Annotated in this window: 19 protein-coding genes; 8 read left to right on the forward strand and 11 right to left on the reverse strand. The window is 41.7% G+C overall.

Features of this window, described 5'->3' with window-relative positions:
* Both ACN20O_RS14320 and ACN20O_RS14325 read right to left on the reverse strand, forming a co-directional pair.
* Window positions 1–363: a cyclic nucleotide-binding domain-containing protein gene (locus ACN20O_RS14320; RefSeq protein ID WP_491634596.1), complete on the reverse strand. Its 363-nt coding sequence runs from the start codon at window positions 361–363 to the stop codon at window positions 1–3.
* A gap of 64 nt (window positions 364–427) precedes the next feature.
* A complete protein-coding gene (locus ACN20O_RS14325; protein ID WP_491634597.1) occupies window positions 428–1,138 on the reverse strand; it encodes a Crp/Fnr family transcriptional regulator in 711 nt (236 codons plus the stop codon).
* Window positions 1,139–1,313: 175 nt separating this feature from the next.
* Here ACN20O_RS14325 and ACN20O_RS14330 point away from each other — a divergent pair, with 175 nt between their 5' ends.
* Entirely contained in the window at window positions 1,314–2,153 is an 840-nt protein-coding gene (locus ACN20O_RS14330) for an NAD(P)H-hydrate dehydratase (protein ID WP_491634598.1), read from the forward strand.
* Here ACN20O_RS14330 and ACN20O_RS14335 read toward each other — a convergent pair.
* A complete protein-coding gene (locus ACN20O_RS14335) occupies window positions 2,134–3,927 on the reverse strand; it encodes a C1 family peptidase (RefSeq protein WP_491634599.1) in 1,794 nt (597 codons plus the stop codon). The two genes, ACN20O_RS14330 and ACN20O_RS14335, sit on opposite strands and share 20 nt — an antisense overlap.
* 2 nt (window positions 3,928–3,929) lie before the next feature.
* Window positions 3,930–4,322, reverse strand: coding sequence for a hypothetical protein (locus tag ACN20O_RS14340; RefSeq protein WP_491634600.1), 393 nt, complete (start codon window positions 4,320–4,322; stop codon window positions 3,930–3,932).
* An 81-nt stretch (window positions 4,323–4,403) separates the two neighbouring features.
* On the opposite strand from ACN20O_RS14340, the gene ACN20O_RS14345 reads away from it, so the two are divergent.
* The 4 genes from ACN20O_RS14345 (at window position 4,404) to ahpF (ending at window position 8,489) form a co-directional block, all read left to right on the forward strand.
* Window positions 4,404–5,342: a hypothetical protein gene (locus tag ACN20O_RS14345; RefSeq protein WP_491634601.1), complete on the forward strand. Its 939-nt coding sequence runs from the start codon at window positions 4,404–4,406 to the stop codon at window positions 5,340–5,342.
* Window positions 5,343–5,440: 98 nt separating this feature from the next.
* Window positions 5,441–6,070 (forward strand): nucleotidyltransferase family protein, encoded by a 630-nt coding sequence (locus ACN20O_RS14350; RefSeq protein ID WP_491634602.1) that lies wholly within the window; start codon window positions 5,441–5,443, stop codon window positions 6,068–6,070.
* A 200-nt stretch (window positions 6,071–6,270) separates the two neighbouring features.
* On the forward strand, window positions 6,271–6,840 hold the full coding sequence (gene ahpC, locus ACN20O_RS14355) for an alkyl hydroperoxide reductase subunit C (protein ID WP_491634603.1): 570 nt from the start codon (window positions 6,271–6,273) through the stop codon (window positions 6,838–6,840).
* 89 nt (window positions 6,841–6,929) lie between these two features.
* Window positions 6,930–8,489, forward strand: coding sequence for an alkyl hydroperoxide reductase subunit F (gene ahpF, locus ACN20O_RS14360; protein WP_491634604.1), 1,560 nt, complete (start codon window positions 6,930–6,932; stop codon window positions 8,487–8,489).
* Window positions 8,490–8,556: 67 nt separating this feature from the next.
* On the opposite strand, the gene ACN20O_RS14365 is transcribed toward ahpF, so the two are convergent.
* A complete protein-coding gene (locus ACN20O_RS14365; protein WP_491634605.1) occupies window positions 8,557–8,751 on the reverse strand; it encodes a hypothetical protein in 195 nt (64 codons plus the stop codon).
* 213 nt (window positions 8,752–8,964) lie between these two features.
* Between ACN20O_RS14365 and ACN20O_RS14370 the strand changes: the two genes are divergently transcribed.
* The gene (locus ACN20O_RS14370; protein ID WP_491634606.1) at window positions 8,965–9,843 is read left to right on the forward strand and encodes a polysaccharide deacetylase family protein; all 879 of its coding nucleotides are present in this window, start codon (window positions 8,965–8,967) and stop codon (window positions 9,841–9,843) included.
* Here ACN20O_RS14370 and ACN20O_RS14375 read toward each other — a convergent pair.
* A complete protein-coding gene (locus ACN20O_RS14375) occupies window positions 9,840–10,241 on the reverse strand; it encodes a cell envelope biogenesis protein OmpA (RefSeq protein ID WP_491634607.1) in 402 nt (133 codons plus the stop codon). The genes ACN20O_RS14370 and ACN20O_RS14375 overlap by 4 nt on opposite strands.
* 115 nt (window positions 10,242–10,356) lie before the next feature.
* Here ACN20O_RS14375 and ACN20O_RS14380 point away from each other — a divergent pair, with 115 nt between their 5' ends.
* Window positions 10,357–11,631, forward strand: a complete 1,275-nt coding sequence (locus tag ACN20O_RS14380) for an MFS transporter (RefSeq protein ID WP_491634608.1) — start codon at window positions 10,357–10,359, stop codon at window positions 11,629–11,631.
* On the opposite strand, the gene ACN20O_RS14385 is transcribed toward ACN20O_RS14380, so the two are convergent.
* Window positions 11,628–12,368: a sterol desaturase family protein gene (locus ACN20O_RS14385; RefSeq protein ID WP_491634609.1), complete on the reverse strand. Its 741-nt coding sequence runs from the start codon at window positions 12,366–12,368 to the stop codon at window positions 11,628–11,630. The two genes, ACN20O_RS14380 and ACN20O_RS14385, sit on opposite strands and share 4 nt — an antisense overlap.
* Window positions 12,369–12,516: 148 nt before the next feature.
* Between ACN20O_RS14385 and ACN20O_RS14390 the strand changes: the two genes are divergently transcribed.
* Window positions 12,517–13,677, forward strand: a complete 1,161-nt coding sequence (locus ACN20O_RS14390) for a serine hydrolase domain-containing protein (RefSeq protein WP_491634610.1) — start codon at window positions 12,517–12,519, stop codon at window positions 13,675–13,677.
* 41 nt (window positions 13,678–13,718) lie between these two features.
* Here the strand turns inward: ACN20O_RS14390 and ACN20O_RS14395 are convergent, their stop codons facing one another.
* From ACN20O_RS14395 to ACN20O_RS14410, 4 genes are all read right to left on the reverse strand, one after another.
* Entirely contained in the window at window positions 13,719–14,105 is a 387-nt protein-coding gene (locus ACN20O_RS14395) for a hypothetical protein (RefSeq protein WP_491634611.1), read from the reverse strand.
* Between the two features lie 90 nt (window positions 14,106–14,195).
* Window positions 14,196–14,912, reverse strand: coding sequence for a murein L,D-transpeptidase catalytic domain family protein (locus ACN20O_RS14400; protein WP_491634612.1), 717 nt, complete (start codon window positions 14,910–14,912; stop codon window positions 14,196–14,198).
* 143 nt (window positions 14,913–15,055) lie between these two features.
* On the reverse strand, window positions 15,056–16,435 hold the full coding sequence (locus ACN20O_RS14405) for a UdgX family uracil-DNA binding protein (RefSeq protein ID WP_491634613.1): 1,380 nt from the start codon (window positions 16,433–16,435) through the stop codon (window positions 15,056–15,058).
* Entirely contained in the window at window positions 16,436–17,692 is a 1,257-nt protein-coding gene (locus ACN20O_RS14410; RefSeq protein WP_491634614.1) for a putative DNA modification/repair radical SAM protein, read from the reverse strand.
* Window positions 17,693–17,817: the final 125 nt, after the last annotated feature.

Consider the following 17,817-nt stretch of genomic DNA (forward strand, 5'->3'; position numbering starts at 1 on the left):
TTATGTCTCAATAATTTGTTTAAGTAGATTAACTATATCAGAATCCGCTCGTTGGTAAATCTCAATAAGCGTCGATTTGTCTAAGAAACATACAAGAGTATTCGGAAAAACTTCAGCACTAATAGGACTAGGGGCTTTGTTCATTAATTCAGCTAATCCAATTAAAGAACCGCTCTGAAGCATCTTTTTGAATTTTTTCTTTTTACTAATTTGGATTGAGCCATCTAAGACCAGATAACCTGAGATTGGTATCTGGCCTTCATAATAAAGATGTGAATGAGATTTATAAACCTTAGTAGGAAAGTAGGCAGTAATTTTCTCTATCAAATCTCTACTTAGTTCTATGTGCTTTATGAATTTCATAAGCTCATCATACATTTGGAGAAAGGGAGAAAATATAATCTAAATCAGCTTTCGAAAAAAAATATTAATAATGAATATTGGCCCAGTTTAACAACTCTTCTTCATCTGTAATGTAAATAATTTTTCCCTCTTGCTCGATGATTCCGGCATCTTTGAACTCTGTCATAAAACGGATTAACGTTTCATTGGCAGTCCCGATCATTGTCGCCATCTCTTCACGAGTAAGTTTTAGGTCAATTCTCCATCTATTTCCCTCTTTAGTCCCATGGGTTGTCTTTAGAGAGAGAAGAAGTTCTGCTAAACGTTCGCGGACATTTTTCTGGTGAAGAGAAGTCAGTTTATTTTCAGCATTCCCCATATCGCGTGAAAGCTTGTTGATGATATTCAGTGCCACTGATGGATTTTTTTCGATCAGTGAAAGAATGTATTTTTTGTCGATGAAGCAAACTTCTGTATCTTCCATTGCTGTGGCCGTCTTTCCAAAGTCTTCATCAGTGAAAAGAGAGCGGTGACCAAGGATATCGCCTGCATGAACGATGCGCACGATTGACTCTTTACCATCAATACCTGTGCGAGTTAACTTGATGTTCCCAGTGCTGATGCAATAAAGACCAAATGGGTGAGTTCCTTGAACGAAAAGAGTCTGTCCCTTTTTGTATTTGTTAGTAATCTTGTGATGGCTGATATCTTCCAGTTCGGCAAGATTCATATTGCAAAAGATCCCATCATTCTTTGAGGGGCAGTGTTCACAACTAGAGTGAGCGTCCTTTTTCATTTCTTTATTTTCCTTGGTTCTATCAGCTATTAACTTAACATTTAATGAATAAAAAAACATGATATACGTCAAGTTCTGATTTTTATATTATTATACTCTCTAAGTAAGGATTTGGGAAAAGCGCATACTTACTAATCTCGAAAGATTGGGTATATTTCTTGGAGGAGTAGTAGAAATGGCAGAGAAAATAGCACAAAAGCCCCTATTGAAATCAATACCCAAGCGCAAAAAGCTCTCTAATAAGTCAGACGGTGGAGTAGCGTTAATTGTTGCAGGTGGAGGTAAATTCATGGGAGCGGGGCTATTAAGCGCTCTGGCATGCACCCGTACTGGTGCCGGTTATACCCATTTAATGACAGATTTAGTTCATTATCCCTGGGGCAAGTTTCCAGATTTCATTTGCCACAAATTTTCCTTGTCCACGCTGAAAAAACACCAAGGAAGTGTCATTGCGATGGGGCCGGGATTGGGGACGGAAAAAAGCAAGGCCCGTTATCTGCGTGCGCTTTTAAAAATGAAGGCCGAACGAGTGATTCTGGATGCAGACGCTCTCACTCTTCTATCGCAAATGAAGACAAAAAAGCTTCCGGCCTCATGGGTTCTGACACCTCACGAAGGAGAGTTAGCGCGCCTGCTTCATGTACCAGTCAAAGACGTTAAAAATAACCGCGAATATTATTTAAATGAGGCCTATCTCAAATTTGGATGCGTGATTATTCTTAAGGGGCATGAGACCCTTTTGGCATCTAAGGGAAAAATAACTTATGCGACATTTGGTTCAGTCGCCCTGGCCAAGGCCGGAACAGGAGATGTTCTTTTGGGAGTGATTACGGCCCTTCGCGCCCAGGGACTGGAAGCTTATGAAGCTGCGGCGCTTGGTGTACTTATTCATGGAACAGCGGCTAAAGACTGGGAGAAAAAAGGCAATGACCATCTGGGGTTAAGACCAACGGATCTCATTGATCAAATTCCCCAGACGATTAAACGTTTGCGTTCTACTGTGAAAGGTAGTTAATATTATCCAGGTTCATAAAAAGTTTTTCTTCATCCATCCAGATTTTTCCATCTTCGATTTCATAAGGATTGCCATCAAGTTGCCAGGTTGGTCCCCATGAGTTTTGGGCCAGGTATTGAAGTTTGTTATTTTGGCAGCGATATCCGATCATTGTGATGGCGTGGAAGCCGTGAACACCTGTATTGGTACATGTCTGGAATTTTATACTCGAGCTCTCCTTGTGAAAGTCATAAGTAGGCTCTTTCCAGAATTTGGTACAGATATCTAATCCAACAGCTTTGTTGTCCTTTAGACTCGCAAACATTTTTGTGCGATTGTCTGTAACTGTTTTAATGAATTTCTCTTTTGGCCCGTCTGTTCCGAAATCATTGGCATCCATGAGAACACGTGTGGACTCACATTTTAGGTTTTCCGGTATTTTGACTCTTTTATCAGGAGCGCAGTCTTTAGCGATTAAAGAAAGCAGGGCTTCGTCGTATTTTAATCCGGCCTTCGAAGTAATGAAGTCGACAAAGGCATTCATGTCACTGAATGTTTTTTCCGGCAGAACTTTGGCCAGGTCAGCGGCCCTTTCTATCAGCTCGGAGTAGTTACATAAAACAGTGTCGCTTTTAGCTTTGTCCTGGAATTCTTTTTTATCTTTAAAATAGGCGAGGACATTCTGCGATTTACAGGCGTCAATCTGTCCTAAAGCAATACGGTTGTATTCATTTTGTAATGCCTTTTTATCTTCAGTTCCCATTGAAGACATGATCTCTTTTGCAAACGAGTCTTTCTGGGCCGCTGTCGTTTTAGATTTATTAAATCCTTTTAAAAGAGAGGTGATATTGCTTTCAAATTTCCCTACACCTTCTTTGTTGGTAAAAAAACGATCCATCTCTTTAAATAACTTTTTACGATGTTTATTTAGTAAGATGAAATTAATCTTACTGCTATTTCCGATCGTACTTACTGATATAAATCCTAAGCTATCAAATCCTTTACAGGCCGCTCCTGCATCTGTGTTGATGCGGTTTTTTGATACACACTCAGGGTGGAGATTAATAGCGCGAGTGATTGCATTGGAAATTAAACGATCTAATTTATCTTCATCTTTTTGCGTACATCTTTCTGTAAAAAAAGAATCGCTGGAATTTTTAACAAAATTCCTAAGAGCATTGGAAAAACGGTCTGCTTCTTCTCTTTTTTCCTGCATGTTAACCATGCCTTCCTGAAAGGCGAATCCAAAACGTTTTTGATAGCTGTTCATATAGCGAGAAGCGCCAGTCAGTGAGGCCTCTTGTTTGTGAGTGTTGTCTTGAAAGTTACCTTTTTCATTAAAAAAGTTATGTTCTAAGGCCACGTCTTCGGCCTTACATAGGGAGCCGACTCCAGATTTCCTTTGTCTATCGAGTGCTGCCTTAATGGTCTGGCAAGCAAACCCTCCGTTGATAGCAGACTTACTTTCATAAAGAGTCTTTCCGTCTGCCGTTTTTTTATCAAGCGTATAGAGATAGTTTCCTTTATTACGTTGTTCCTCAAATGCTTTGTCGTTCGTGTAGTAGAGGCCGAGGTTTAGATAGGAAAGATTTGGGTGATCAGGAATCACTGACTGAAGAAGAAGTGAGGATTGATTCGCATAACAACTTCCAACGCCATCCTGGTCTTGAACCGCTGCTTTAGAAAGTGGACCGTCACCTTGGTCTAATCTGAAAACATGACCTTCGGGAATTCCTCCGCAATCAAGTGCGTAAGTATTAAGTGAAAGAGTAAGCAGTAATAAGGCAATCTTCATAACTAATCCTTTAACAATGTCTCAAGTGAAATAGCGGCAATTAACGATCCATCATCAAAACGGCAAAAAGAATTTTCATTATTTTTTTGATCTTTAAGCATCACGATACTTTTTTTCAATACATCTTTGCAGACAACAGCTCCCGGATTTTTTCCACCGCTGGCCGAATGGGGAGGCGCCTGTAGTTGCTTTTTCTTTTTTAGGATTTGAGCAGCTTCGCATTTTGATTTTTCAAGAGTGACGTCGCTGTTAAAACAATTTTCTGAAATAAGAATTTTGCTCGAAGGTTCATAAGTCATTAGGTAATGATCATCACCTTGACTCCAGATTTGTTTGGTAAGCTCGCTGGCCTCTGTGTGCAGAGTAAAAACCGATAAAAAAAGTAGTATTTTCATAAAAACCTCTAGCCTAATTATAAAGGAATTGAGAAAACTTACCTGCTAAGGTCAGAAATTCCATTAAGAGAAACTTAAGATATGACAGAGAACATTCACGACAATAAAAAAGTCGAAATTATTGGGGATTATGGAGCATCACTGTCCATCATTGAGGTGGGATTAGGGTCATTGCTTCATGCTTTTCATGTCCCTTTTTCCGGAGTATTTCTCTCTCTTAATCAGGGTTTTATTCTTTGCCGGGCGACCATTTTATCTCAGGAATTTCCTGATAATAATTGGGTGGCCTACAGTATTTCGAATGTCTCTGCTGTTTTAAAATCGCTTTCGCCTGCGGGAAAAAAATTAGGACCGATGCTCAGCTTAAGTATGCAGGGTCTTCTTTTTAATATCGGGGTCGCTTCCTTAGGGGTAAACCCGGTCGGCCTTTGTTTTGGAATGGCCTTACTTTCGTTATGGTCTTTTATTCAACCTTTGGTGACGTATTATCTTTTTTTTGGCGATAAACTCTTTAGTGCTGCTGAATACCTTTTTGAAAAAACTCTTCCTTATCACAAATTGAAACCAGAAAATCTTTTGTACATCTTCCTTGCTTTAGTTGTGACCAAAATGCTCATGGCCTGTGCGCTTGCTCTTTTTGCCTGGCGTATTCGCGGGAAAACTATCTATGGAAAAAATTATGACGAAGAGCTCATTCGCATGGCGCGAGAAAAAGGAGTGCGCGTAGGCGATCATGGAGTTGCACCAAAGAATGCAGCATGGCTCGCCTTCAAAGATTTATTTCGTCCTCTTTTTTTAATCTCGCTTGCAATGACAGCGGCCTTTCTTTATTTTTCGCAGAGTGATCATGCGCAAATAGGTTGGTATCTTCTTCGACCTGTCGCCATCGGATTCATTTTCTTTTATGTGTCGCGTACATTGACCATTGATCGTTGGTTGATGCGTTTAGAAAATGGAAGATTCCGTTCTTTCAGCTTAGGATGCCAAACTGCCCTGGCAAAAATCCGAAATTTAGTCTGAGAAAAAAACAAGATTAAGTGGTTTTTATTTATTTCATCCTGTACCGTTATTGATGTCTTTGGTGTTCAATTTTTGAGGATGAAAAAAGAGAGGCCCCAATGTCTAATCATGTGAAAGTGTCTTGTCTGCTTTTGTGTGCGGGAAAAAGCACGCGTACATATCCTGCTCATAAACTTCTACTTAAGATCGCAGACCAAACTCTTTTAAGAAGAGTGGCCGAAGAAATAGAGTGCACAAAATTTTATGAAGTCCTGGCCATCACTGGACATGATCACTTGATGATTGAAAAAGAGTTAAGAGGTCTTCCTTTAAAAGTTGTCCATAATGAAAACTATGAACGCGGAATTCACTCATCAGTAAGAGAAGGCATTTTGCATTTAAGTCCAGAGAGCGATTATTTTGCCATTTGCCACGCAGATCAACCAATGCTCACTTACCAGCACTATAATAAACTTATCGATGCCGCTCAAAGTGCTTATCCTGAAATGAAGTTAATTTATCCTTCTTTTCACGGCAAGCGTGGTTACCCAGCTCTCATATCTATGTCACTTATCATGGAGATTTTAAACCATCATGACAGTGATGAAGAGTGCTTTTATCTTTTTGAGCGGTATCGGTCTCAGGCATTGGCCGTAGAGATTGATGATGAGTTGCCTTTTTTAAAAGTTGAAACCCCTCAGATCTTTGATCAGATAAAGTTTCATATTAGCAATCAACTCGACAAATAGTAGAAAAAATGATAAGGTGGAAACAACGAAAAGGCGTGAAAATGCTATGTGCTTTTAGCCCTTTACCAATGAAAGTCCATAGATTTAACCTATCGCTAAAGAATTAAAATCAATTATCTCTATTTTAAAAAACACCGTAGAATGATCAAGAGAATTTAGTTTCTTGTTCAATAACCATTGTATTCAAAAAGGAGAAAAAAATGGCTGCAACATTAATCAACACTAAAGTTACTGATTTCAAAGCACAAGCTTTCGTAAATGGTGACTTCAAAACTGTGACTCAAGAAGATCTAAAAGGAAAATGGTCAATTTTCTTTTTCTACCCAGCTGACTTTACTTTCGTATGTCCAACTGAACTTGGAGACATGGCAGATAAATACGCTGAATTCCAAAAACTAGGTGTTGAAGTTTACTCTGTATCTACAGATACACACTTCACACACAAAGCATGGCACGACACTTCTGAAACAATCAAGAAGATCAAGTACCCAATGCTTGCAGATCCAACAGGTCACCTTTCAAGATTCTTCGGTGTTCACATTGAAGAAGAAGGCCTAGCTTACAGAGGAACTTTCCTTGTGAACCCAGAAGGGATCATTAAGCTTGCTGAAATCAACGACAACGGAATCGGAAGAAACGCTGACGAACTAATGAGAAAAGTTCAAGCGGCTCAATACGTTGCTGCTAACCCTAACCAAGTATGTCCAGCTAAGTGGACTCCAGGTGCAGCTACATTAAAACCAGGATTAGACCTAGTAGGAAAAATCTAAGAATTGAGATTTTACCATAATAGAGGTGGGAGAATGCTCTCCCACCTCTTTTTCTCTCGAACTATAAAAAGGAATTTAAAGAGGACGTTATGTTAGACAACAATATCATCGAGCAATTAAAATCAGTTTTCGCCAAATTAGAAAAAAATGTAGACTTAGTTTACAGCGAAAGTGACCACGCCGATCAAAAAGACCTGGTCAGCATGCTAGAGCAGGTTGCAGGAACCTCAACTAACATCACGGCCAAGCCAGCAGTAGGTGATCACAAAGCACCTTTTCCTCAGTTTCATTTAGAATACGCCGGGAAAGCAAACGGTATTACGTTTAAAGGTATCCCGAGCGGACATGAGTTCACATCGCTGATCTTAGCGATCCTAAACTCAGACAATAAAGGGAAGTTCCCTGATGAAGCGATTTCAACCCGTATGAAAAAACTAAAAGGACCGGTTGAGGTCAGAACTTATGTTTCACTTACATGTGAAAACTGTCCGGATGTCGTGCAATTCTTAAATCAAATGGCCGTGATTCACGGAAACTTTAAGCACACGATGATTGACGGGCAATACACTCAAGAAGAAATTAAAACACTAGGAATCCAAGGGGTGCCAAGTGTAGTGGTCAACGATAAAATGATTTATTCTGGCCGCTTAAATACAATCGACCTGCTCTCAGCACTGGAAAAAGCTTTTGGTGTTCAGGAAGCAACAGGCGAAGTGATTAATCAGGATCTTGGAGAATACGACGTAGTTGTTGTTGGTGGTGGACCTGCAGGGGCCTCTGCTGCGATCTACTCTGTTCGTAAAGGTTTAAAGACAGCGATGCTTGCAGAAAGAATTGGTGGTCAGGTTCAGGACACAAAGGGAATCGAAAATCTTATCGGTGTGAAATACACTGAAGGGCCACAGCTTGCCGCTCAACTTAACCAGCATATCGCAGAGTACCCGGTTAAGGTTTTAGAACACCGTCGTGTTCAAAATGTTATCTCAGAAGGAAAACACAAAATCGTTCACCTCGAAGGTGGAGAAGTCATCAAAACAAAAGCACTGATTGTCGCAACTGGTGCCAAGTGGAGAGAACTCAACATTCCAGGGGAAAAAGAATATATCGGTCGCGGAGTCGCTTTCTGTCCTCACTGTGATGGCCCATACTACAAAGGTAAAAAGATTGCCGTTGTTGGTGGTGGTAACTCAGGTGTTGAGGCCGCAATCGACCTTGCTGGTATCGTAAAGGAAGTTGTCTTGTTTGAGTTCAATGATACGTTAAAAGCGGACCAGGTTTTAGTTAATAAACTGAAGTCTCTACCAAACGTTTCAATCGTGACTGAAGCCCGCACATCTCAAGTATTAGGGGATGGAGGAAAGGTTATCGGACTTGAGTATGAAAACAGAAAGACAAAAGAAATGATGAAAGTTGATTTGGACGGAATCTTTGTTCAGATCGGTCTTCTGCCAAACTCAGGATTTGTAAAAGATGTTGTTGAAACAACTAAGTTTGGTGAGATTGTTGTAGATAATAAAGGTAGAACAAATGTTCCGGGTATCTATGCCGCTGGAGACGTTACTACTGTTCCTTATAAGCAGATCATTATTGCCATGGGCGAGGGAGCGAAAGCTGCTCTTGCCGCATTTGAAGATCAAATGCTGGCGTAATCCTCGCGCATCTTATAGCTTTCGAGCTGTTCTATAAAAAGGCCCTCATTGCGAGGGCCTTTTCTTTTTATCTTCCACGTACGGTCCCATTTCCACCTGGCAGTCGTGGTTGGCTAGGGCCTGCAAAGCTTGATGTTGAAAGAGCAATGAGCAAGAAAGCAAAGATAACTGCAATCCAGTTTTTTTCTGTGGATGATGATGAGGTTTTCATCATGCGGTTTGTGTTGATTGACTGCTCAAGGTGAAATGATGATCCGTACATATTGATCTCCTTTTTTGATTTGTTGGGAGGAGGTATTTCAAGGGGAAGGCCAAAAATAGGTAGAGTCATTTCAAAGACTTTCGGCTGGCCAATCGTACTTAGTGTTCTCCTAAGGAAATGAACTATTCTTATGCGAGAACAAGTCAGAACCCTTTTATTGACAAGGAAAGCAGAGGACAGAAGAATGGAAAGTAATTAATCAAGGATGATGAAATGAAATTTTTACTGGTATGGGCCTTAATGGCCGTGCAAGCTCACGCTCAATCTCTCGACGAAAAACAGTTCCCCAACCCAGGTCAAATTTACGTCCCCGGCAAAGACACCGGTTTCTCCCAGTACTTAACAAGGTCTTTAAGAGGAACAAAAAAAGTTGTCCTGACTTTCGACGATGGCCCTGATGCGACAACCACTCCAAGACTTTTAGACACGTTAAAAAAGTACAATGTCAAAGCGACCTTCTTTCTTTTAACCGGCAATATCGATGCTAAAACTCTACCTGTCGTCAAAAGAATGATCGCCGAAGGCCATAATATCGCCAGCCACCACCACAATCACATCAGCTCAGATACAAAGACAGAAGCCGTCTATAGAGCAGAATTAAAACAATCCATCTTGATGACATCTAAATTGATCGAAGAAGAAAATGCACTCAATAGAGAAATCTATTACCGTTTTCCTTATGGAGCTTACGGTTCAAAAACAAGAGCGTATCACCATCTCAATGTTATGAAGGAAGTCTCTAACGAACTCTTTCGTGACAACTGTATTAACTTTGCTTTCTGGGATATCGACACCGTTGATTGGCTGGCCGACATGACTCCGGATGATATCGCTCAAAATGTTATGGCCAACATTTTTGGTGGAACAGGCTACGACTTTAAAAAGAATTCCAATGGCACTTACTACAAAGTAAAAATTAATATCTCAAAACCTCTCGGTGGAGGAGTGGTGCTTATGCACGACGTGCACGCGCGCTCGGTGGATTCAGTTCCAAAACTTTTAGAGAAGTTTAAACAAACAGGTGTAGAAGTTCTGCCGATTCAGGAAGTTGAAGAGTTCTCTTATAAAGGGAAAGAGTGCCGGTTGATTTAATCCCAACCAATCACATGATAGCCTTTATCCGCTAAACACTGATTGACGTAACGGCGTTTGATTTCATCCGGTGAGAGTGAGCCTGAAACTGCTCCACCGGCGCCACCAATGGCCGCTCCTTGAGCAAGTCCTCCTCCAATATCACCAGTAAAAGCTCCGGCCACTGCACCCATTGCTCCACCAACCATCGCCCCAAAGCCTGCGCTTTTAGCGATTTTTTTTCCTTCAGAAGAATCCAGGTAGGTTTCAGCGTCTTTGATACATTGATCGATGTCGGCTTCAGAGGCGACTTTTCCTTTTGTTCTAAGAGTATCGTTGGGATAAAGCTTTGGTTTTGATGCACAAGATGTGAATAGGAAAAGAAGAGCGAGTAAGAGGGTGATTTTTGATGTTTTCATACTCTTATTATAGGAGAAATTAAGGAGCGTTGAAACAATTTATACTTGTCATATTTGCTCTCCCATAGGAGACTGGCCGCTTAATATTTACCTGCAAATATATTAAGAGATCACTATGAAGCAATCGCGTTTTGCCCGTATTTTGACTCCTACGGTTATTATTTCGGCCCTAGGTTATTTCGTCGACATGTTCGATATTACTCTTTTCGGCGTTGTCCGCGTCGGTTCGATGCAGGCACTGGGAATCACTTCTGTTGAAGAAATGATTCAAGTAGGGGTGAAGCTCTACAACTGGCAGATGGGGGGAATGCTTCTTGGAGGTATTTTCTGGGGAGTTCTTGGAGACAAGAAAGGCCGTCACACTGTTTTATACGCTTCAATCCTAATGTACTCACTAGCAAACATCTTTAATGCGTTTGTCACTGAAGTCTGGCAATACGAGGCCCTGCGCTTTTTAGCAGGTGTTGGTCTTGCTGGAGAGTTAGGAGCAGCGGTTACACTTGTTGCTGAATCACTTAACAAAGAAGACAGAGGTCTTGCGACAACTCTCATTGCCACACTTGGTATGACGGGAAGTTTATGTGCGGCCTTAGTTGGGAAGTATTTTGCTTGGAACCACGCTTACCTTATCGGTGGGATCTTAGGACTTCTTCTTTTAGTTGCGCGCTTTAAGAGTTTTGACTCTGAGATGTTTAAGAAGCTTAAGCATTCAAACGTTAAGCGTGGAAATTTAAAATTACTTTTTGCTCCAAAAAGAGCTGTGCTTTACATAAGTGCGGTTTTAGTAGGGGTGCCAATTTATTTCATTACAGCGATTCTTATGACTTTAGCTCCAGAAGTGACAAGTGAGTTAAGTTTAAAAACTCCAGTGACGGCAGCTGACGCACTTATTTACGGATCAATTGGTCTAGCTGTAGGGGACTTAGCAAGTGGACTTTTATCGCAGTGGATGAGATCGAGAAAAAAAGCGATCGGCTTTTTCCTGGCAACAGCACTGACTCTTATGATCATTTATATGAACGCTCATGGAGCAAGTGACACATTCATTTACCTTCTATGTTTCCTTTTAGGGACATGTGCAGGGTATTGGGCAGTTCTTGTTACGACAGCAGCAGAGCAGTTCGGAACAGATATTCGATCAACTGTTGCGACAACAGTTCCAAACTTTGTTCGTGGATCGGGGATGATTATTGCGACGTCGTTCTTAGTGATTAAGCCTCACTTTACGATTGTTCAAAGTGTTCTTCTAATTGGTGGGGTTGTTTTTGGTCTAGCTTTCCTTGCTCTTTTCTTAATGAAAGAGACTTTCGGACGCGACCTGGATTTCCTTGAAGATGGTGAAAAAGAAACTGAAACAACTTCAGACTTAGAACCAGAACTAGCTAACTAGATACCGATTAATTCTTTCCATTCTGATTTTTTATCACTCTTTACACCCAGCTCATAATCAGCTGGGTGTGTTTCAGGGTCTACATAAGTTCCAAACATTCGATCCCAGAAAGAAAAAATCGTCGCCAGGTTCTTTAATCGCCTGCCGTTTGAAGCGTGGTGAAGACGATGCACTCTCGGGGTGACTAAAATCCATTCGACCCAGCGATGCCCGATTCTCGCATTCGTGTGCTGATAAAAATTCGTGATAAGTCCAAAAGACAGGTAGAAGAAAAGCTCACCGCTTGAAAGATTTAAAAGTACAATTCCGACTGTTACACGCGAAAGGATAAAAGAGACGTAGTGGCCAAAACTTGCTCGCAGTCCTGAAAACCAGTAAAGGTTTACCACGCGGTGATGGTGAACGTGTGCCTTCCAGTACCAGCTGTACTTGTGCATGTAATAGTGAATCCAATAATTCAAGAAGTCGGTAATCAAGGTCGCCAGGGCGATTTTAGTGAATGAACCTAACTCATGAAGAGCGGCCAGGAAACTTAAATCCAACGTACGGTAGTAATGAATAAGGGGAGTGGAAATTAGAACTCCACAAAGAGATAAGAGCATAAAGGCAATAACGTCTTTAGCGAACTCCTCTTTGCGTGTCAGGCTTCTATCCGGCCATAGGTATTCGGCCAGGTGAAAGAGACCACCTAGGGTGATAAAAACCATGTTCAACATCAGTGAATGCTCTGAATTCATAACTTAAAGTCTAGCAGAGAACCAAACCTGATACAACTGAGCGCGCTTAATAACTTCCATGTGCCTAAGTCATAAAAAAAACTTATTTCGAAATGTTTTGCTAGGGGATTTTAAGAGGACTATATAGCTTTTTGGAGGAATTTTTTTCGTGAAACTACTGATCCTTTTTGCCCTAATGGCGCTCTCATTTCAAAACACTTTTGCCGACACTTTAGAATCAAGGCTCGATAAGGCCATTACTTCAGGTCTGGATGAAAAACGTATTGTTGGGGCCGTGGTCATGGTTAGCCGTGATGGAAAGCTGATTTACAATAAGGCCCATGGATTTTCAGACCGTGAAGCTAAAACTCCGATGACGACAGATTCACTTTTTAGATTATCTTCAATCACAAAACCAATTGTGACTGTTGCTGTTTTAAAATTAATTGATCAGGGAAAAATCAGGATTGATGACTCCGCTTCAAAGTGGATTCCTGAGCTGAATAAAGAAATTACGATCCGCCATCTGTTAACTCACACAGCGGGACTTAATTACTCATTTTTTGAAGTGCAAGATGGGCCCTATCACACACTCCGCGTCTCAGACGGCCTGGATAAGGCCGATATCACGCTGGAAGAAAATATCAAGCGCATCGCTCTGGCACCTCTTCTTTTTAAACCAGGAACTCAATGGAGCTACTCTCTGGCCACAGACGTCTTAGGAGAAATCCTGACTCGTATTGAGAAAAAAGAATTGGGGGCCATCATAGACGAGCAGGTTTTAAAACCACTGCAAATGAATGACTCTGGATTTTTTGCTAAAGATGCAGGGAAGCTTACAGCGGCCTACGTTGACGCTAAACCAGAACCAAAACGCATGGCCGAGACAGAGAGATTTAAATTTGCGGCCAGTGAAATCGTTTACTCACCGGGAAGGGCCTTGGATAAAAAAGCGTATCCTTCTGGTGGAGCTGGGATGGTGGGAACACCGGCCGATCTTTTAAAATTTTTCGAAGACCTGCGCACAGGCTCAACTCTCTTGAATAAAAACTCACATGAAGCTCTGACCACTAATCAAGTGGGAAGTCTCAACGTTGATGGCCCTGGGTGGGGGTGGTCGTTAGGATTTAAAGTTCTAACTGATGCGGACGAGGCCAAGTCTCCTATGGGAAAAGGAAGCTACGAGTGGGGTGGAGTTTGGGGGCACACTTGGTGGGTTGATCCTGTTAATAAGCTGACAGTGCTTATTCTAACTAATACAGCCGTAGAAGGAATGAGCGGTAAGCTTCCGTCCGACATAAAAAAGGCAGTTTACGCTGACGATGACTAAGATAAGCTGGTAAAAAGTGCAAAATTAATGTCGTAAGGTATTTAGTTTTCCCAACCAACAACTTGATAACCTTTATTCACTAAGCATTGATTGGTAAAATTTCTTCTGACTTGCTCTTCCCCAGACAAACGCGATCGTCCACCACCTGTTCCTACACCTAATCCGATTCCAGAGCCACCTGTTCCAAAACCAAATCCAATTGATGTACTGACACTGCCGGGATTGATGCTGTCTTTGAGTTTTTTCCCTTCTGGAGTTTTAAGATAATCTTCTGCTTCTTTTAAGCATTGATCGATGTCTTGTTTGGAAGCATTCGGACCGCGGTCTTTGGCCACTTGATTCGGGTAGAGTTGAGGCCTTGAAGGCGCTGAAGAACAAGAGGTGATCATTGCAATAGAGAATAACAGAGTGACTAATGATTTCGTCATGGGAACATCCTTGTTAACGCCCCTTTGTCGGACCCTCTTATTCTATCATTTTCCTAGGGAATTTACCACTCAACGTAGGCCCTACATTCGTTAGCCATCGGCAAAAATAAGTGTTCCGCCCTTGATCATGTCGATTACTTGAGTTGAAAAGTTTTCATCTACTGCCGGGCACCCATAACTGCGACCCATTTTTGGAAGAAAAGAATTTACGTAAGAAGCACCATGGACGACGATGGCGCGCTTTCTTGCATTAGAGTTGGTGCTGGAGAGACCATCAAGGCGAAGAGAGTAACCGTGCTCTCCATAGTATGTTTCAGCAGTAAGATAAAAACCAAGAGAGCTCATAAGCGAGCCATTCGTATTGGAGAACTTCGTAGCGTATCCATCATAATCAGGATCAGAATTTTTTCCGTGAGCAGTAAGATATGGTTCAACTTCACCTGATTCCATATCGATGAGATAAAATCTTTTTTTACCACTGTGTTGTTTGAAATCAATCACCACCATGTAGCGCTGATTTTTTATGATCGCCAGATTGGCATCGTAGAAAGCGACGGCCTTTTCTAAAAGAGGAGAAGGAACTAATTTATCAGGATCGAGGTGAGAGTATTTCTCTTCAATCTCTTGTGCTTCTTCGTCAGTCACCGGATTATCGGGAGGAATAACGACTGGGTAAGTGACGACAGTGTCTGAACCATCAGTTCCTCCTTCTCCAATATCAGGACGCTTCGAACCGCTGGCAAAGGCAGCGGCAGATAAAAGAAAAGAAAGAGCTATGAAACTAGCTTTTAAATTAAAAGGCCTCATGCCTTCACCCCTTTATAAATGAACAGAATTTATAAAATGACTTCCTGTAATAATCAGAAGTGCAGTTGGGGTGCCAAAATATGAAATAAAATTATTTTAAAAAGACAGTGTTTTTGAACTCAAGATGTCACCGAAAGAGTTGCTCAAATATTTTTCAAGGCCATGATGTCCCCGAGGAATTGACTATGGAGGCGCATTTTATCTTCCGGGTCTTGTGTACGCAAAATAGCAGAAGGATGGGGGAGAATAATTGTCTGATCACAAAATGCTGTATTAAAAACTTTGCCGTGAGAGTCGTGCACTTTCATAAGCTTTCCAAAAACCGACTGAGCGGCACTGGCCCCAAGGCAAACTAGAATGCGTGGTTTTATCAATTCCAATTCTGATTTAACCCAGGCCCTGCAGGCCGAGATTTCAAAAGAAGAAGGGTTCACGTGCTTTCTCATGCCATTATGTTCTTTCCATTTAAATCCTTTAACTGCGTTGGTGAGATAAACTTCGTTGCGTTTGATGCCCGCCTGAAGAAGCGCATCCATAAAAAGTTTTCCAGCAGGGCCTATAAAAGGAGATCCGCCCATATCCTCTTCATTTCCAGGCTGCTCACCGACAAAAACAATCTCCGCGTCCATTGGCCCCTCGCCAAAGACTGGAGCAGTTGCTTTGTGACATATAGAGCAGGCAGCACAGTTCTTGATAGCGGCTTTCAATTCTGAAAGGGAGCTAACACTTTCGCTTATGAGACTCACTGCCGATGCTCTTTGAGATTCGTAAAATTCTTCCAGGCGCTTAGGGGCCTCTCTTAAGAGCTCATCTATGATCGACGCCTCCGGGAGAGTGGCCCAGTGGCGGACCGGTAATTCTTTTTTCATCGCCTTTACTTTGATTCGTGCGGGATTGAAGATGGAGCCATAATACGTTTTCCATAGTTCCTCCGTGTGGTCGAATGCAAGGGCTTCTTGTTGTGTGATTCCAGGCCCGAAAGTAAGTTGATTGTCTATCCAGCTCATCGCTTCATCTTCAGTGAAGATGACCCAATTCATGCCGTTAAAGCGATCTGTAAAAAATGGAGCAGAAAATTTAAGCACACGATGATCAGGACGGTGCCAAGCCATGTAAATTGATTCGTCATTTTTTTTAATCTCCTTAAATCTGACAAAAGCTTTTATTTTGTGCAAATCACGGCTGACGAGTCTCATACGTCTATGAAAATCGAGCACGTCTGTATCAAGGGCAACACTCATGAGGTGTTTGTTTTCATAAATTAAGCGAAAGGCCAGTTTGTAAAGTAGAGGCCAAGTCGAGTCGTCGCGAAAAGCAGAAACGAAGGCCGCATCTTTCATAAAACTTTGTGGGATACTTAGCTGAACAGGTGATGGTCGATGATCAGCTGACATAAGATCAAACAAAGATCCAGTACCAGAAGTTTTCCAAACAATGTCGTCGTAATGAACTTTTTCAGAAAGCAAACTCCTTGCATATGTTCTCCACGAATCGAATGTGGGTTCAATTGTGACTACTTTCAATTAAAATTCTCCTGTCACGCTTTGTTGGAAGCTCGAAAATAAGTCGAGCTGTACGTGAGACTCCGGGCCTTGGTGCTTGCCAAAATGTAGTGAGTCTAGCTGAGATAGTGGAGGGGTGTAATCAGCAGTGACTACATATGGCCTGATTTTGTCTAAATGCACGCGCATCTTTGTCAGATCAGTTAGACGAATTTTCTGGAAGGTTCTGGTCGCTAGGATTTTATCTACATTGCGAACACCCAGGCCCGGGATACGCAGGAGAATATTTTTTGGTGCTGAATTTAAATCGACTGGAAATGTTCCGCGGTTTCTTATGGCCCACGAAAGTTTCGGGTCGCGATCTAAATCAAGCTCTGGATGATCAGTTGGAAGGACTTCATCCACTTTAAAACCATAGAAGCGCAGAAGCCAGTCTGTTTGGTACAAACGGTGTTCGCGGATCATTGGTGGTTTGACTAACGGAAGATTTGGGTCACTGTCTGGAATTGGACTAAAAGCGCTATAGTAAACGCGTTTTAATTGATAATTCCCATACAAGTCAGAAGCTTTGGTCATGATGTCTCTGTCTGTGCTTTTTGTCGCACCAACAATCATCTGAGTGCTTTGGCCTCCAGGGGAATATTGAGGAGCTTTCTTAAAAAGTTTTTTCTCCTCGATATTCTCCACAATGCGACTTTGAATCTGCTCCATTGATTTTTCAATCTCGGTGTGTGTTTTAGCTGGAGCAAGATTGGTCAAATCTTTTGGGGTTGGAAGCTCAATATTGGCGCTTAAGCGGTCTGCATACAGACCTGCTTTATTTAAAAGCTCTTGTGAACAACCGGCCACGGCCTTTAAATGTATGTAGCCGCCAAACTTGTGATCGACGCGAAGGCGGCGGGCCACTTCAATCATTTCTTCCATTGTTTCATCTGCGCTTCTGGCCACACCCGAACTCAAGAAAAGCCCTTCGACATAATTTCTTCTGTAGAAGTCCATTGTGAGGTTGACGATTTCATCCACAGAAAACTTCGCGCGTTTGATTTGGCTCGAGATACGATTTACGCAATAGCTGCAGTCGTAGATACAAAAGTTGGTTAAAAGAATTTTTAAAAGAGACACGCATCTTCCATCTGGGGTGAAGCTATGGCATATACCTGAGCCTTCCAAATTTCCGATTCCACCGCGTGCCGCTTTTCTGTAAGCACCACTTGAAGCACATGAGGCATCGTATTTGGCGGCGTCGGCGAGAATTGAAATTTTGTCTTTTAATTCCATGTCTTGATGCTAATCAGATTTCCAAAAAAGAAAAGCGTAAATTTTGCGTAAGTTTAAATTTATCTATAAAATTAATAAGTTAGGTATGCAGAAGTAGCTTGTCTATTGCTCGCCTAATCCTGTTT

The sequence above is a fragment of the Bacteriovorax sp. As-1 genome, assembly GCF_058446905.1.

Bases quoted from the DNA above. Each gene is read 5' to 3' on its own strand.
- ACN20O_RS14320 (WP_491634596.1), bottom strand. From the start codon at position 363: ATGAAATTCATAAAGCACATAGAACTAAGTAGAGATTTGATAGAGAAA.
- ACN20O_RS14325 (WP_491634597.1), bottom strand. From the start codon at position 1,138: ATGAAAAAGGACGCTCACTCTAGTTGTGAACACTGCCCCTCAAAGAAT.
- ACN20O_RS14330 (WP_491634598.1), top strand. From the start codon at position 1,314: ATGGCAGAGAAAATAGCACAAAAGCCCCTATTGAAATCAATACCCAAG.
- ACN20O_RS14335 (WP_491634599.1), bottom strand. From the start codon at position 3,927: ATGAAGATTGCCTTATTACTGCTTACTCTTTCACTTAATACTTACGCA.
- ACN20O_RS14340 (WP_491634600.1), bottom strand. From the start codon at position 4,322: ATGAAAATACTACTTTTTTTATCGGTTTTTACTCTGCACACAGAGGCC.
- ACN20O_RS14345 (WP_491634601.1), top strand. From the start codon at position 4,404: ATGACAGAGAACATTCACGACAATAAAAAAGTCGAAATTATTGGGGAT.
- ACN20O_RS14350 (WP_491634602.1), top strand. From the start codon at position 5,441: ATGTCTAATCATGTGAAAGTGTCTTGTCTGCTTTTGTGTGCGGGAAAA.
- ahpC (WP_491634603.1), top strand. From the start codon at position 6,271: ATGGCTGCAACATTAATCAACACTAAAGTTACTGATTTCAAAGCACAA.
- ahpF (WP_491634604.1), top strand. From the start codon at position 6,930: ATGTTAGACAACAATATCATCGAGCAATTAAAATCAGTTTTCGCCAAA.
- ACN20O_RS14365 (WP_491634605.1), bottom strand. From the start codon at position 8,751: ATGTACGGATCATCATTTCACCTTGAGCAGTCAATCAACACAAACCGC.
- ACN20O_RS14370 (WP_491634606.1), top strand. From the start codon at position 8,965: ATGAAATTTTTACTGGTATGGGCCTTAATGGCCGTGCAAGCTCACGCT.
- ACN20O_RS14375 (WP_491634607.1), bottom strand. From the start codon at position 10,241: ATGAAAACATCAAAAATCACCCTCTTACTCGCTCTTCTTTTCCTATTC.
- ACN20O_RS14380 (WP_491634608.1), top strand. From the start codon at position 10,357: ATGAAGCAATCGCGTTTTGCCCGTATTTTGACTCCTACGGTTATTATT.
- ACN20O_RS14385 (WP_491634609.1), bottom strand. From the start codon at position 12,368: ATGAATTCAGAGCATTCACTGATGTTGAACATGGTTTTTATCACCCTA.
- ACN20O_RS14395 (WP_491634611.1), bottom strand. From the start codon at position 14,105: ATGACGAAATCATTAGTCACTCTGTTATTCTCTATTGCAATGATCACC.
- ACN20O_RS14400 (WP_491634612.1), bottom strand. From the start codon at position 14,912: ATGAGGCCTTTTAATTTAAAAGCTAGTTTCATAGCTCTTTCTTTTCTT.
- ACN20O_RS14410 (WP_491634614.1), bottom strand. From the start codon at position 17,692: ATGGAATTAAAAGACAAAATTTCAATTCTCGCCGACGCCGCCAAATAC.